14 protein-coding genes are annotated in these 12,709 nt (G+C 54.7%); 8 read left to right on the forward strand and 6 right to left on the reverse strand.

The annotated features are described in order from the left end of the window. Positions 1-14: 14 nt before the first annotated feature. Genes HV037_RS00095 through HV037_RS00105 form a run of 3 tightly spaced genes read left to right on the forward strand, consistent with a single transcriptional unit; the run spans position 15 to position 1,823 of the window. Positions 15-362 carry a DUF202 domain-containing protein gene (locus tag HV037_RS00095; protein ID WP_016155059.1) on the forward strand — a complete coding sequence of 116 codons (348 nt, stop codon included), beginning with the start codon at positions 15-17 and terminating at the stop codon, positions 360-362. Then, positions 352-714, forward strand: a complete 363-nt coding sequence (locus HV037_RS00100; protein ID WP_019078012.1) for a DUF202 domain-containing protein — start codon at positions 352-354, stop codon at positions 712-714. The genes HV037_RS00095 and HV037_RS00100 overlap by 11 nt, the downstream gene beginning before the upstream one ends. Further along, the gene (locus HV037_RS00105) at positions 711-1,823 is read left to right on the forward strand and encodes an anaerobic sulfatase maturase (RefSeq protein ID WP_158655794.1); all 1,113 of its coding nucleotides are present in this window, start codon (positions 711-713) and stop codon (positions 1,821-1,823) included. The genes HV037_RS00100 and HV037_RS00105 overlap by 4 nt, the downstream gene beginning before the upstream one ends. Before the next feature lie 12 nt (positions 1,824-1,835). On the opposite strand, the gene dsdA is transcribed toward HV037_RS00105, so the two are convergent. Both dsdA and dsdX read right to left on the reverse strand, forming a co-directional pair. After that, complete coding sequence (gene dsdA / locus HV037_RS00110; protein ID WP_049271687.1) at positions 1,836-3,158, reverse strand: D-serine ammonia-lyase; 1,323 nt, start codon at positions 3,156-3,158, stop codon at positions 1,836-1,838. 17 nt (positions 3,159-3,175) lie between these two features. Beyond that, positions 3,176-4,513 (reverse strand): D-serine transporter DsdX, encoded by a 1,338-nt coding sequence (dsdX, locus tag HV037_RS00115; RefSeq protein ID WP_016157809.1) that lies wholly within the window; start codon positions 4,511-4,513, stop codon positions 3,176-3,178. 229 nt (positions 4,514-4,742) lie between these two features. Between dsdX and dsdC the strand changes: the two genes are divergently transcribed. Next, on the forward strand, positions 4,743-5,669 hold the full coding sequence (gene dsdC, locus HV037_RS00120; RefSeq protein WP_103284413.1) for a DNA-binding transcriptional regulator DsdC: 927 nt from the start codon (positions 4,743-4,745) through the stop codon (positions 5,667-5,669). A gap of 78 nt (positions 5,670-5,747) precedes the next feature. Then, complete coding sequence (locus tag HV037_RS00125; RefSeq protein ID WP_075848954.1) at positions 5,748-6,830, forward strand: cellulase family glycosylhydrolase; 1,083 nt, start codon at positions 5,748-5,750, stop codon at positions 6,828-6,830. Here HV037_RS00125 and emrD read toward each other — a convergent pair. The 3 genes from emrD to tisB form a co-directional block, all read right to left on the reverse strand. Then, entirely contained in the window at positions 6,757-7,941 is a 1,185-nt protein-coding gene (emrD, locus tag HV037_RS00130) for a multidrug efflux MFS transporter EmrD (protein ID WP_075848952.1), read from the reverse strand. The two genes, HV037_RS00125 and emrD, sit on opposite strands and share 74 nt — an antisense overlap. 193 nt (positions 7,942-8,134) lie before the next feature. Next, on the reverse strand, positions 8,135-8,968 hold the full coding sequence (locus tag HV037_RS00135; protein ID WP_016157806.1) for a DMT family transporter: 834 nt from the start codon (positions 8,966-8,968) through the stop codon (positions 8,135-8,137). Positions 8,969-9,091: 123 nt separating this feature from the next. Beyond that, positions 9,092-9,181 carry a type I toxin-antitoxin system toxin TisB gene (tisB, locus tag HV037_RS00140; protein WP_003023909.1) on the reverse strand — a complete coding sequence of 30 codons (90 nt, stop codon included), beginning with the start codon at positions 9,179-9,181 and terminating at the stop codon, positions 9,092-9,094. A 522-nt stretch (positions 9,182-9,703) separates the two neighbouring features. Between tisB and ivbL the strand changes: the two genes are divergently transcribed. From ivbL to ilvN, 3 genes are all read left to right on the forward strand, one after another. Next, on the forward strand, positions 9,704-9,802 hold the full coding sequence (ivbL, locus tag HV037_RS00145) for an ilvB operon leader peptide IvbL (RefSeq protein WP_003827118.1): 99 nt from the start codon (positions 9,704-9,706) through the stop codon (positions 9,800-9,802). A 107-nt stretch (positions 9,803-9,909) separates the two neighbouring features. Beyond that, a complete protein-coding gene (ilvB, locus tag HV037_RS00150) occupies positions 9,910-11,598 on the forward strand; it encodes an acetolactate synthase large subunit (protein WP_103284414.1) in 1,689 nt (562 codons plus the stop codon). 3 nt (positions 11,599-11,601) lie between these two features. Continuing rightward, positions 11,602-11,892: an acetolactate synthase small subunit gene (ilvN, locus tag HV037_RS00155; RefSeq protein WP_003023914.1), complete on the forward strand. Its 291-nt coding sequence runs from the start codon at positions 11,602-11,604 to the stop codon at positions 11,890-11,892. A gap of 1 nt (position 11,893) precedes the next feature. On the opposite strand, the gene HV037_RS00160 is transcribed toward ilvN, so the two are convergent. Beyond that, entirely contained in the window at positions 11,894-12,679 is a 786-nt protein-coding gene (locus HV037_RS00160) for a DeoR family transcriptional regulator (RefSeq protein ID WP_016157805.1), read from the reverse strand. Positions 12,680-12,709 lie beyond the last annotated feature (30 nt).

A 12,709-nucleotide genomic window follows, 5' to 3' on the forward strand; every position in this document is an offset into this window, starting at 1 on the left:
CCAGAGGAGTTTGAATGAAAATTTCCCGCCTTGGAGAAGCCCCGGATTACCGCTTCTCACTGGCAAATGAGCGTACCTTTCTGGCGTGGATCCGTACCGCGCTGGGGTTTCTGGCGGCGGGGGTTGGTCTCGACCAACTGGCTCCGGATTTTGCCACGCCGGTAATTCGTGAGCTTTTAGCGCTGTTGCTATGCCTGTTTGCCGGTGGTCTGGCGATTTATGGCTACCTGCGCTGGCTGCGTAATGAGAGGGCGATGCGCCTGAAAGAGGATTTGCCCTATACCCATAGCCTGTTAATCATCAGTCTGATTTTGTTGATCGTCGCGGTGATTGTCATGGGACTGGTGCTGTATGCCGGATAGCCGTAAGTCGCGACGTATCGCCGATCCGGGGTTACAACCGGAGCGAACATCGCTGGCCTGGTTTCGTACGCTTCTGGGTTATGGCGCGCTAATGGCATTGGCGCTGAAGCACAACTGGCATCAGGCGGGCTTCCTGTTTTGGGTTTCAATTGTGGTGCTGGCGATGGTGGCGATCGTTCTGTGGCGCTATACCCGCAGCCGTAATCTGATGGATGTTACGCATAGCGATTTTTCTGAATCTCGCGCGGTGCGTGACAAATTTATGATCTCCCTCGCGGTGTTATCCCTCGCAATACTGTTTGCTGTAACGCATGTCCGCCAACTTATTGCGTTTATCGGGAATTTAGCATGACAGGATGTCAGGTCATGGCCAAACCAGCCAGCTCTCGTTGTAACCTGGATTGTCGTTACTGTTTTTACATCGATAAACCCACTCAACCCGAAATGGATGACGCCACCTTAGAGACGTTTATTCGTCAGCATATCACCGCACAGCCGGGGGCTGACGTGATGTTCGCCTGGCAGGGCGGAGAGCCAACCCTCTGTGGCATCGACTTTTTTCGCCGCGTAGTGACGTTGCAAAAACAGTACGGGGAAGGGAAGAAAATCCATAACGCGTTCCAGACCAACGGGATTTTGCTCAACGACGAATGGTGTCAGTTTTTGCACGATAACGGCTGGCTGGTGGGGATTTCGTTGGATGGCCCCGCCGAGTTGCACGATGCTTATCGTGTTAACCGCAGCGGAAAACCGACTCACCATAAGGTGGTGGACGCCATTGCCAGGCTCCGTAAGCATCAGGTGGAGTTCAATCTGCTGGTAGTGGTTAATTCTCTGAACAGCCAGCAACCTGAGTTGATGTATCGCTACCTTCGCCAGCTTGGCACACCTTTTTTGCAGTTCATTCCGCTGGTTGAATATGATGACGAAGGCGAGCTTACCGCCGAATCCGTCCCGCCTCAGGCGTGGGGAACCTTCCTGAATTCCGTCTTTGATATCTGGGTCAGAGAAGATATTGGCCGCGTATTCGTCCAGTTATTTGATTCAACTCTGGGCGTATGGTGCGGACACCCGGCGCAGATGTGTTCGCTAAGCTCCACCTGCGGACATGCTTTTGCTCTGGAAGCGAATGGCGATTTGTATCAGTGCGATCACTATGTTCACCCTGATTTTCGCCTGGGTAATATTCATCGCACGTCGTTGAGTGAGCTCAACGCCAGCCCGAGGGCAGCGGCGTTTGGTCAGTCCAAGAGAACCACGCTGAGCGCGGAATGCCAGGCGTGTTCGCTATTACGCTTTTGCCATGGTGATTGCCCAAAGCATCGCGACAGCAGTGGAAAGAGTGCGATTTGCGGCGGATACAGCGCTTTCTTCAATCATACCGCGCCGCATATGCGCGTGATGCGTGACCTTCTGAAGCAACATCGCTCACCGATGGAACTGATGGCGATGCTGCGTTAAGTTCAGCGGCGTTTAACGTCCTTTGGTCAGATACTGCGCCATTTCGGCTTCCGGCACCATGCCGCCGCCGGTCGCCCACACCAGGTGGGTGGCGTTATTGAGCTGCTCCGCGCTGAAGCCGTGCATTTGCTGATAGTCAGCAGAAGCGCAAACGTGCTGCGGACCGGCCATCCCGGCCAGCGCCGACGGCTCAAGGCGAATGCCTTCTTCCTGCGCCAGCCAGCCCAGCATGTCGTACATAGTCTGATCGTCCAGGGTGTACAGACCGTCGAGCAGACGTTCCATTGCCCGGCCAACAAAGCCGGACGCGCGGCCCACCGCCAGCCCATCTGCCGCTGTCAGGTTATCGATGCCAATGTCCTGCACAGAAATTGTATCGTGCAGCCCGGTATAAATCCCCAGCAGCATGCACGGTGAATGGGTAGGTTCTGCGAAGAAGCAGTGCACGTTATCGCCGAATGCCAGCTTCAGGCCAAACGCCACCCCGCCAGGCCCACCGCCGACGCCGCACGGCAGGTAAACAAACAGCGGATGGTCGGCATCCACCACGCGCCCCTGCTGCGCGAACTGCGCCTTCAGACGCTCGCCGGCTACCGCATAACCTAAAAACAACGTGCGGGAATTTTCATCATCGATAAAGAAACAGTTCGGATCGGATTGTGCCGCCTTACGGCCCTGCTCAACCGCCACGCCATAATCTTCTTCATACTCCACGACCGTCACGCCGTGGCTGCGCAGTTTGGCTTTTTTCCATGCGCGAGCGTCGGCAGACATATGAACCGTCACCTTAAAACCGATACGGGCGCTCATAATGCCGATCGACATCCCAAGGTTGCCAGTGGAGCCTACGGCGATGCTGTACTGACTGAAGAACTGTTTAAACTCAGGCGAAAGCAGAATGCTGTAATCGTCTTGCGTGGTCAGCAGACCGGCATCCAGCGCCAGTTTTTCCGCGTGGGTTAGCACTTCATAAATACCGCCACGCGCTTTAATTGAGCCGGAAATCGGTAGATGGCTGTCTTTCTTCAGCAGAATTTCGCCGTTGATGCGCTGCCCATACTCTTTTTCCAGCCGCTTTTGCATCGCCGGGATCACGGCCAGTTCGGATTCGATAATGCCGCCGGTGGCTGCGGTTTCCGGGAATGCCTGCGCCAGATACGGCGCGAAGCGCGTCAGACGAGCGTGGGCATCCTGAACATCGTGCTCTGTCAGGCCAACATACGGTAAACCTTCCGCAAGAGAGGTAGTGCCAGGGTTAAACCAGGTCGTCTCCTTGAGAGCGACCAGATCTTCCACTAAAGGATGCTGGGCGATAAGTGTTTGAATGTTTTCCATAGTCAGTCTCTTTGCGCTTAGATAATAAAGGAAAGCAGGAATGTGCAAACCAGTGCAATAACGGACGCGATAAATGTCGCGGTCGTATAATATTTGAACGTCTCATTTAGGGTGGCGCCGCAGTACTGCTTCACCAGCCAGAAGAGGGAATCGGTGACGATCGTGCAGCCAATCGCGCCGGAACCGATGGCAATGGCGATGATCTCCGGGCTAACGTTGGGGTAGAGCGGCAGCATCGGGGCCACGATTGCCGTCGCACCCATCATCGCCACCGTGGCAGAGCCCACCGCAGCATGCAGGATTAACGCCACCAGCCAAGCCAGCAGAATCGGGTGCATATGCATGTTCGAGAGGATCAGCGCGAGAGTATCCGCCAGTCCGCTGCTCTTGAGGATAGCGTTGAATGCGCCGCCTGCGCCGATAATCAGCAAAATGTTAGCAATGGAGCCAAAACCGTTTTCGGTGTGGGTCAGCAGCGCACCCATGCCAATGTGCTGACGCAGGCCGAGAATGTAATAGGCCACGAAAACGGCAATAAACATCGCGGTGATCGGGTTACCAATAAACTCCAACAGCGTATAAACCGTGCTGCCTTTCGCCATGTTCAGCTCAGCGACGGTTTTTACCAGCATCAGGCCAATCGGCAGCAGTACGGTAAATAGCGTAGCGCCCAACGATGGCAGCGTACTTTCGTCGCGCACCTTGAGGTCGGAAAACTCAGCCGGAACCGGCTTAAACGGTAGACGGTTACCGAGGAATTTCAGATACAGCGGACCGCCGATCAGCGAGGCCATTAAGCCCACCAGTAAGCCGTAGACAATCACGGTGCCAATGTCCGCGCCCAGCTTGTTCGCCACGAACAGGGCGGCTGGATGCGGCGGCACGACGCAGTGTACCGCCATCAGCGCTGTACATAACGGAATCGCCAGCTTCAGTAGCGAGGTATTGGTTTTTTTGGCAATTGAAAAGGCCAGAGGAATCAACAGCACTACGCCGACTTCAACAAACAGTGTGATCCCGCAAATCAGCCCGACCAGTACCATAATGACGTCAGCGGAAAGCCAGCGACAGCGCTGTAGCGTCAGGCCGATACGTTCGGCCGCGCCGGACACTTCCATCATTTTGCCAAGAATGGTCCCAAGACCGATAACCGCGGCGAGGAAGCCCAGCGTACCGCCGATGCCACTCTCAATGGCATTGACCATATCCAGCGGCCCCATACCCATCATCGTACCCACGAAGAAGCTGGCTAACAGCAGCGCCAGAAACGGGTGGAATTTGAACTTCACGATGGTCAAAACGATTAACACGATGCTTATCAGCAGCGTGCTCACAACCCAGATTTGAGAGTGCATAACTCACCTTGCCCTGTGATTAATATAGGGTTATTGGACAAAAATAAGGCATGGTCTGACAAACGATATAAATCCCCTTTCACATGAGCCAGATTGCATCAAGTAGGTGATTTACGTCTAATTACGCTTTGTTTATGCGATATGGTTCACCTTGATTCATCTTTGTGCTGATTTTTGCAGCGAACTTTTTTACACTCCGGCGAATGAATCAGGAGGACAGGAGGTGAACATGGATCCCTTACGCGAGGTCAGAAATCGGCTGCTCAACGGCTGGCAGTTGTCAAAGCTGTATACCTTTGAAGTGGCGGCCCGACATCAGTCGTTTGCGCTGGCGGCAGATGAGCTGTCATTAAGCCCCAGCGCTGTCAGCCATCGCATTAATCAGCTGGAAGATGAGCTGGGTATTCAGCTGTTTGTTCGTTCGCATCGTAAAGTGGAACTCACCCACGAAGGCAAGCGGGTGTTCTGGGCGCTGAAATCATCGCTGGATACGCTGAATCAGGAAATCCTTGATATTAAAAATCAGGAGTTGTCCGGGACCCTCACCGTCTACTCACGGCCTTCTATCGCTCAGTGCTGGCTGGTTCCGGCGCTCGGCGACTTTACCCGTCGCTATCCGTCGATTTCGCTGACCATGCTGACCGGGAACGACAACGTCAATCTGCAACGTGCCGGGGTCGATCTGGCCATCTATTTTGACGACGCGCCCTCCGCGCAGCTCACGCACCACTTCCTGATGGATGAAGAGATCCTGCCGGTATGCAGCCCGGACTACGCTCGCCGCCATGACCTTACCGGTTCGCTGGTGAATTTACCGCACTGTACGTTGCTGCATGACAGACAGGCGTGGAGTAACGACTCCGGGACCGATGAATGGCACAGTTGGGCGCAGCATTTTTCGGTGAATCTGCCGACATCATCGGGAATCGGTTTCGATCGTTCTGATTTGGCGGTGATTGCGGCGATGAATCATATCGGCGTGGCGATGGGCCGAAAGCGGCTGGTGCAAAAACGCCTCGGCAGCGGAGAGCTGGTTGCGCCTTTTGGCGATATGGCGCTGAAATGCCATCAGCACTACTACATCACTACCCTTCCTGGCAGACAGTGGCCGAAAATCGAGGCGTTTATTCGCTGGCTTCAGGAACAGGTTAAATAAGCGGGCCGCGAATATTTTTTACGCTTTCTCGCTACACGCAAAGTGAAAAAGCATGCTAAATACGTGATATCACTCCTGATGATTTGCGTAAGGACGACCGTGTTAAAGCCGATAGTTTCCCTTTTACTGTTAGCCAGCGCCACCGTGTGTGCCGCGCAACCTGTGCTGACCGCGGCGCAGTATGCGCAGCAGCTTGGCGTTGGGATGGACGTAGACTGGGCGCGCACCGATCGGGGTATTCGTGAATTCGATCCGCTGGTGGTGCGGGATTACAAGGCGAAAGGGTTAACCCACGTGCGCATTCGCGTGGCGGGAGAGCCTACGGAGGCGCGGCTTATACATCTGCGCAAGCTGGTGGAAGCCTGCGAGCAGTATGGCGTGATCCCGATAATTGCCTATCAGGCTGACGAATATAAAAAAGATCCCAGTACCGGTAACGAAAAAGAGGTGGTTAACTGGTGGGTGGCGGTGGCGCATTACTTTGGTCAAAGCTCGCCGTTGCTGGGTTTCGACCTGATATACGAACCCTCTGATAAGCTCAACCATAATCAGGTATCGCTCAATCGGGTGTATGACAAAACCATTCGTACTGTCCATGCCATCGACCCGCAGCGGATGATTTTTATCGCGCCGCGACTACGCGCCGCGCCGGAAGATTTGCCTGACCTGAAACTGCCGCCGCAAAGTCAGAATACCGTGCTGGCTCAATGGCATATTTTTCCGTGGGGGCCGCTGAAAAATAATGGTAAATATCCGTGGACCTCAGGCACAGCGGCAGAAAAGGCTGCTATTCGCGCCCGTATCAATACCGCCCTTCGCTGGCAGCAGAAAACGGGTCATGTCAGTTGGGTGGGAGGCTGGTCGCCAGGAGAAACCATCAGGAACGCGCCTTCTGCCTCGCAAATGGCGTTTGCCCGCTTTATGGCATGCGAACTGAAAAAAGCGAAAATTCCCTATGCTATCAATGCGGATACGCAGTTTTATGATGGCGAGGAAGGCGCCTGGCGTCCGGCGCTGGAGCCGTTACTGACGACGATGATCGCGCCTGAATGCGAAAAGCCCGGCGATAAGCCGGGCCATCATACGCTTAAACCGCCTGCCCCTGATGCGACACGCGTGACGCCAGCGGAAGCCAGCAAACAAAAATCAACAGTCCCATAAGGGTCATCAGCAGGCCCAGACTGGCTTGCCCGGTCTGCGGCAGCATTGCAGAGAACCACGCCAGCACGCCGGAACCAATATTCTGTAATCCCCCAACCAGCGCACCGGCAGTGCCTGCCAGGAATGGGAAAGGCTCCATTGCGCCACTGGTTGCCAGCGGAAACAGCATCCCGGCACCGAAGAAAAATAGTGCGGCGGGAACCAGCAGCGTCCAGACGTTCATCACGTCAAACAGGCCCGGGATCCACATCATTAAACCGGCTACCAGACAGCAGATAACCGACTGCCACATCAGCGTCGAGAAACGCTTATTCGGGCGACCGGCGAACCAGGCGCCGAAAAATGCCGCCGGGATGGGCAGAATAAACAGGATACTGACCACCATGCTGCTTAAACCGAGCCTTGCGCCCAACAATACCCCGGAGCAGGCCTCGAAGACCGCAACGCCCGCCAGGCCGCCGATCAGCATCAGCACGTAACAGGTGAAAGAACTGTTACCAAACAGCGTTTTATAGCTGGCGATAAGGCGTGGACGCGGTGCGCCCGCAGGACGCGTTTCCGGCATCCAGCGCGCCATGCTAAACGTGACGCCCGCGCACAGAACCAGCAGGAAGATGTAACAGGCGCGCCAGTTCCACAGGGTATCCAGCATGCCGCCAATCAGCGGGGCCAGCAGCGGACTCACCAGAATCCCCATGTTTAACAAACTATTCGCGTGGCGCAGCTGCGTGCCTTCGTACAGATCGCGCGGTAAGGTTCGCGCCATTACACCGCCGACGCCTGTGCCCATGCCCTGGATTGCACTGGCGATAATCAGTACCGTCAGGCTGTGGGTGGTAATCGCGACCAGCGTGGCCAGCATAAAAATAGACATTCCGGCGAGGATCACCGGACGGCGGCCAACGCGATCGGAAAGTGGGCCGTAAAACAGTTGTGACAGGCCGTATGTCAGCAGGTAGGCGGCCATTACGCTTTGCACTGCTCCTTCGCGAACGTTCAGTTCACGCGCCATATCAGCAATCGCGGGGATATAAATGGTTTGCGCCATCTGACCTACCGCCACCAGTAATACCAACATCAACAACAAATTGACGCTTCTATGCCTTTTCATTTCGCTGATTACTTTTAAAAAAGAGAAAAAAGAAGAATAAGGTGCTGTACTTTCCCGTAAATGCGCGTGGAATCTACCACAACAGAAAAAGAAGGCCAGATAGTGGGCTGGAATGTTTACGCGATGAACGGCAGGAAATGTAAACAAAAAGCGGCAACAAATGTTGCCGGATTGCATCGGCTTTACGGCGCGATCATGACAAGCGAAGTAAGACAGCGCCTACGGCAATACCGGCGGCCGCGACAAGGCGTATTCCGGCAACCTTTTCTTTCAGCAGCAGCCAGGCGAGCAGAGCGCCAAACAGAATGGAGGTTTCACGTAGCGCTGCGACCACCGCCAACGGAGCCTGGGTCATGGCCCACAGCGCCAGACCGTAAGAACCCATCGTACCAATTCCACCCAGAATACCTTTCTTCCACTGTTGTACCAGATAGCGTGACGCTTCCCGGCGCCGGGCGATCATCGCCCAGCCCAGCAGACAGGAACCGTTCAGAAAGAAGGTCCACAGCGTATAACCGAGCGCGGTTTCTGATAAGCGTACGCCGGTGCCATCAACCAGCGTGTAACCAGCGATAAAGCAGGCGTTAATGAGCGCCAGTACGATCCCGCGTTGTGAGCTGCTGCGTCCGTTAAATGCCATGCCGAGAATGGCCAGACAGATCGTAGCAATCCCCACCCAGGCAAACACAGACAGGCTATCGCCAAGGAACAAGACGCTGATAATCGCAACCAGCAGCGGTGCTGTCCCACGCATCAGAGGATAGGTCTGACTCATATCCGAAACCTGATAGGTTTTGGCGACCAGGACCGTATACACCACTTGCAACGCGGTTGAGACGGCCAAAAACGGCAGGCTGGCGGCGGAAGGCTGAGGCGCGAAGGGTAAGCAGATCAGTGCCATAATCGCCGCGGAGCCGCTGACGCCAATCGCCGAGTACAGTTTATCGTTTCCAGCTTTAACAATGGCATTCCAACTGGCATGCAGCAGCGCGGCAAACAGCAAAATGCAGAAAACAGAAAGCGTCATGGTGGCGTTCTTCCCTGAGAATGTCATAAAAACGTAACATATTGGCGCAAGACAAGCACCAGGGAGAAGGTGAAAGGGGAGCGGAGTGTTACCCGCTCCCCTTAGGTGCGACTTGAATCCGAATTACTTAACGTATTTCAGAACGGCATCAAGTAGTTGCAGTGCTGCAACAATGAGTTTGAGGATAAGAATAGCGATATCCACGAGGCTCATACGCTCTCCTTTTGGTACAAGGAGCACGGTGCTGACGTACCTCGCCGCTGCCTGTTGCCAGCACCTTTGTTGACATAACACAGTGTGCTCACACGGGGGTTAAGGCGCTGACGGCACCACCCGTTTCAGCCAGGACTTTGATGCGCCGGTTTACGATGCGGCCCCCGCATAACACATTGCGTACCGAGACATTATAGATAAACACTGTATAAATTAACAGTATTTTGTGGACATTGTGCCATTCATGTTCCATACTCAAAACCATCAAAATTCGTGCCGAAATTGCGTGTTCTTCGCAGAACGCGTATACTTTTTCCGTTGACATAACACAGTGTGTTCGGCGGCTACCAACCGCACAGCGCTGAAAAAAACCTCGCTCCGGCGGGGTTTTTTGTTTTCCGACTCTGCACAGCGAAATGTGATCGTTGACGCATTTTTATGCAGATGAAAAATTTTCCATTGTCACGCTGAAAAACCTGTGTTTGTATAAATCCAGTTAATCAACAAACAGACAGGTCCCTAATGAACCCTTCCATGCTGACTGCGACCCTACTAAAAACTGCGCCATCTCGCGCAGCGGTCGTCGTGCGTGTGGTGGTGGTCGTCGGCAATGCGCCGTAGGGTCCGGATCAACACACGATTCCAAAACCCCGCCGGCGCAAACCGGGCGGGGTTTTTCGTTTAAGAGACCTGCCCGAAGCAAAGGCCCAGAATAAAAGGACTGGAGCATGGCAAGTTCGGGCATAACATCCAAGCGTACGCGTTTTACGGGCGCAGAATTCATCGTTCATTTCATGGAACGCCAGGGGATTCAGGTGGTCACTGGTATTCCTGGCGGATCGATTCTTCCCGTGTATGACGCCTTGAGCCAAAGCACGCAAATCCGTCATATCCTGGCGCGCCACGAGCAGGGCGCGGGGTTTATCGCGCAGGGGATGGCGAGAACCGATGGTAAACCCGCCGTCTGTATGGCCTGTAGCGGACCGGGCGCGACCAACCTGGTGACCGCCATTGCCGACGCGCGGCTGGATTCCATCCCGCTGGTGTGTATCACCGGGCAGGTTCCGGCCTCAATGATCGGGACCGACGCCTTCCAGGAAGTCGACACCTACGGCATCTCTATCCCCATCACCAAGCATAACTATCTGGTCCGCCATATCAGTGAATTACCGCAGGTCATGAGCGATGCGTTCCGCATTGCGCAGTCCGGCCGTCCGGGCCCGGTGTGGATAGACATTCCTAAAGATATTCAAACCGCCGTTTTTGAAATTGAAGAGATGCCGGAGCCCGCGCAGAAAATGGCGGCACCGGCGTTCAGCCAGGACAGCATTCGCGATGCCGCAGCTATGATTAACGCCGCACAGCGTCCGGTGCTGTATCTCGGCGGCGGCGTGATTAACGCGCCTGAGCGGGTTCGTGAACTGGCAGAAAAAGCCATGCTGCCCACCACCATGACCTTAATGGCGCTCGGTATGCTGCCGAAAGCGCATCCGCTGTCGTTAGGCATGTTAGGTATGCACGGCGCGCGCAGCACTAACTTTATTCTGCAAGAAGCGGACTTATTGATTGTTCTGGGCGCACGTTTTGATGACCGGGCGATTGGTAAAACCGAGCAGTTCTGTCCGAACGCCAAAATCATCCACGTGGATATCGACCGCGCGGAGCTGGGTAAAATCAAACAGCCGCACGTGGCGATTCAGGCGGATGTCGATGAGGTTCTGGCACAACTGATCCCATTAATTGACGCGCAGCCGCGAGAGTCGTGGCATCAAATGGTGGCCGATTTACAACGCGAATTCCCCTGCAGCATTCCGCAGGAAAGCGACCCGCTCAGCCACTATGGGCTGATCAACGCCGTAGCGGCCTGCGTGGATGACAATGCCATTATCACCACCGACGTAGGCCAGCATCAGATGTGGGCCGCACAGGCTTACCCGCTGAACCGTCCGCGTCAGTGGCTGACCTCCGGCGGTCTGGGAACCATGGGCTTTGGCCTGCCGGCGGCAATTGGCGCAGCGCTGGTCAACCCGGACAAAAAGGTGCTGTGCTTCTCCGGCGACGGTAGCCTGATGATGAATATTCAGGAAATGGCGACGGCCAGCGAAAATCAGCTGGATATTAAAATCATCCTGATGAATAACGAAGCGTTGGGTCTGGTGTATCAGCAGCAGAGTTTGTTCTATAAGCAGGGCGTTTTTGCGGCGACATATCCGGGGATGATTAACTTTATGCAGATAGCCGCCGGGTTTGGCCTCGAAACCTGCGATTTGAATAACGAAGCGGATCCACGGGCAGCGTTGCAGGAGATTATTAATCGCCCTGGACCTGCGCTGATCCACGTGCGCATCGATGCCGAAGAAAAAGTGTACCCGATGGTGCCGCCGGGTGCGGCAAACACAGAAATGGTGGGGGAATAAGCCATGCAACAGCAGACTCATGACAACGTAATCCTGGAACTCACCGTACGCAACCATCCGGGCGTAATGACCCACGTCTGCGGGCTGTTTGCCCGCCGCGCATTCAACGTGGAAGGCATTCTCTGTCTACCGATTCAGGACAGCGACAAGAGCCGCATCTGGCTACTGGTCAACGACGATCAACGTCTTGAGCAGATGATAAGCCAGATCGACAAGCTGGAAGATGTGGTGAAAGTGGCCCGCAACCAGTCCGACCCGTCGATGTTTAACAAAATCACGGTTTTCTTTGAGTGAGTTAGTCGCCGTCTGAATCCGGGGTGATGACTTTGACAGAACCGTTCCGGCAGTGGGTTGCGTAATCTGCCGGCAACGGGCGATCGCTTATCAGTACGTCAAAAGTGGAGAGCGGGCCAATGCTGGCGGGGGCAACCTCATCAAACAGGGCGTGGCGGGTCAGCAGAATTTTGCGCAATCCGCGTTCCATCGCTTTGCGTTTGGTGGCCAGATCGTCCGGATTGAACCAGCTAACGCCGAAATGCTCATGGACTCCGCTGGCAGAGATAAACACTTTTCGTGGGTTGAGCGCATCCAGCGGAGAGGGATTGCTGGTGTCGTAAAAGGCATCACTTTTCGCCCGATAGGTGCCCCCGCAAAGAATCACCGTGGCGTTGGGTTTTTCATTTAGCGCCACGAATACCCGGTGTGAGTAGCAAATTCCGGTAAAGGTAATATCGTCCGGGATCATGCTGACGACTAATGGCATTTCGGCACCATTATCAAAAAAGACCAGATCGTTTTCACTGACCAGTCCCGCGGCCAGAATGGCAACCGGTAAATCGTCGCGATGATACTGCTTTTGCACGGGGAGCGGAGCGTTAACGAGGGTGGCGGGCTTGTTCACCATCACGATGTAACCACCGAGTAGCGTAAGCGGCAATGGTTCGTCATCCTGGCTGAGATCCCGACGGATGGTCATCACGGAAACCTCCAGCATGCGCGCCGCCTCTTTCAGATGGATTCTGTCGGTCTTCTTCAACAATTCCATCAGACGTCGAATACGTTCTTTTTGCTTGGTTTCCATGCACACTCTCCACGAATCATGTTTTCATGT

The organism is Citrobacter sp. RHBSTW-00017, from assembly GCF_013797615.1.
Lineage (GTDB): Bacteria > Pseudomonadota > Gammaproteobacteria > Enterobacterales > Enterobacteriaceae > Citrobacter > Citrobacter braakii.

Excerpts from the sequence above, each read along its gene's own strand:
- HV037_RS00095 (WP_016155059.1), top strand. The coding sequence starts at position 15 with ATGAAAATTTCCCGCCTTGGAGAAGCCCCGGATTACCGCTTCTCACTG.
- emrD (WP_075848952.1), bottom strand. The coding sequence starts at position 7,941 with ATGAAAAGGCATAGAAGCGTCAATTTGTTGTTGATGTTGGTATTACTG.
- ilvB (WP_103284414.1), top strand. The coding sequence starts at position 9,910 with ATGGCAAGTTCGGGCATAACATCCAAGCGTACGCGTTTTACGGGCGCA.
- HV037_RS00100 (WP_019078012.1), top strand. The coding sequence starts at position 352 with ATGCCGGATAGCCGTAAGTCGCGACGTATCGCCGATCCGGGGTTACAA.
- dsdC (WP_103284413.1), top strand. The coding sequence starts at position 4,743 with ATGGATCCCTTACGCGAGGTCAGAAATCGGCTGCTCAACGGCTGGCAG.
- dsdA (WP_049271687.1), bottom strand. The coding sequence starts at position 3,158 with ATGGAAAACATTCAAACACTTATCGCCCAGCATCCTTTAGTGGAAGAT.
- ivbL (WP_003827118.1), top strand. The coding sequence starts at position 9,704 with ATGAACCCTTCCATGCTGACTGCGACCCTACTAAAAACTGCGCCATCT.
- tisB (WP_003023909.1), bottom strand. The coding sequence starts at position 9,181 with ATGAGCCTCGTGGATATCGCTATTCTTATCCTCAAACTCATTGTTGCA.
- ilvN (WP_003023914.1), top strand. The coding sequence starts at position 11,602 with ATGCAACAGCAGACTCATGACAACGTAATCCTGGAACTCACCGTACGC.
- HV037_RS00105 (WP_158655794.1), top strand. The coding sequence starts at position 711 with ATGACAGGATGTCAGGTCATGGCCAAACCAGCCAGCTCTCGTTGTAAC.
- HV037_RS00125 (WP_075848954.1), top strand. The coding sequence starts at position 5,748 with ATGATTTGCGTAAGGACGACCGTGTTAAAGCCGATAGTTTCCCTTTTA.
- HV037_RS00135 (WP_016157806.1), bottom strand. The coding sequence starts at position 8,968 with ATGACGCTTTCTGTTTTCTGCATTTTGCTGTTTGCCGCGCTGCTGCAT.
- HV037_RS00160 (WP_016157805.1), bottom strand. The coding sequence starts at position 12,679 with ATGGAAACCAAGCAAAAAGAACGTATTCGACGTCTGATGGAATTGTTG.
- dsdX (WP_016157809.1), bottom strand. The coding sequence starts at position 4,513 with ATGCACTCTCAAATCTGGGTTGTGAGCACGCTGCTGATAAGCATCGTG.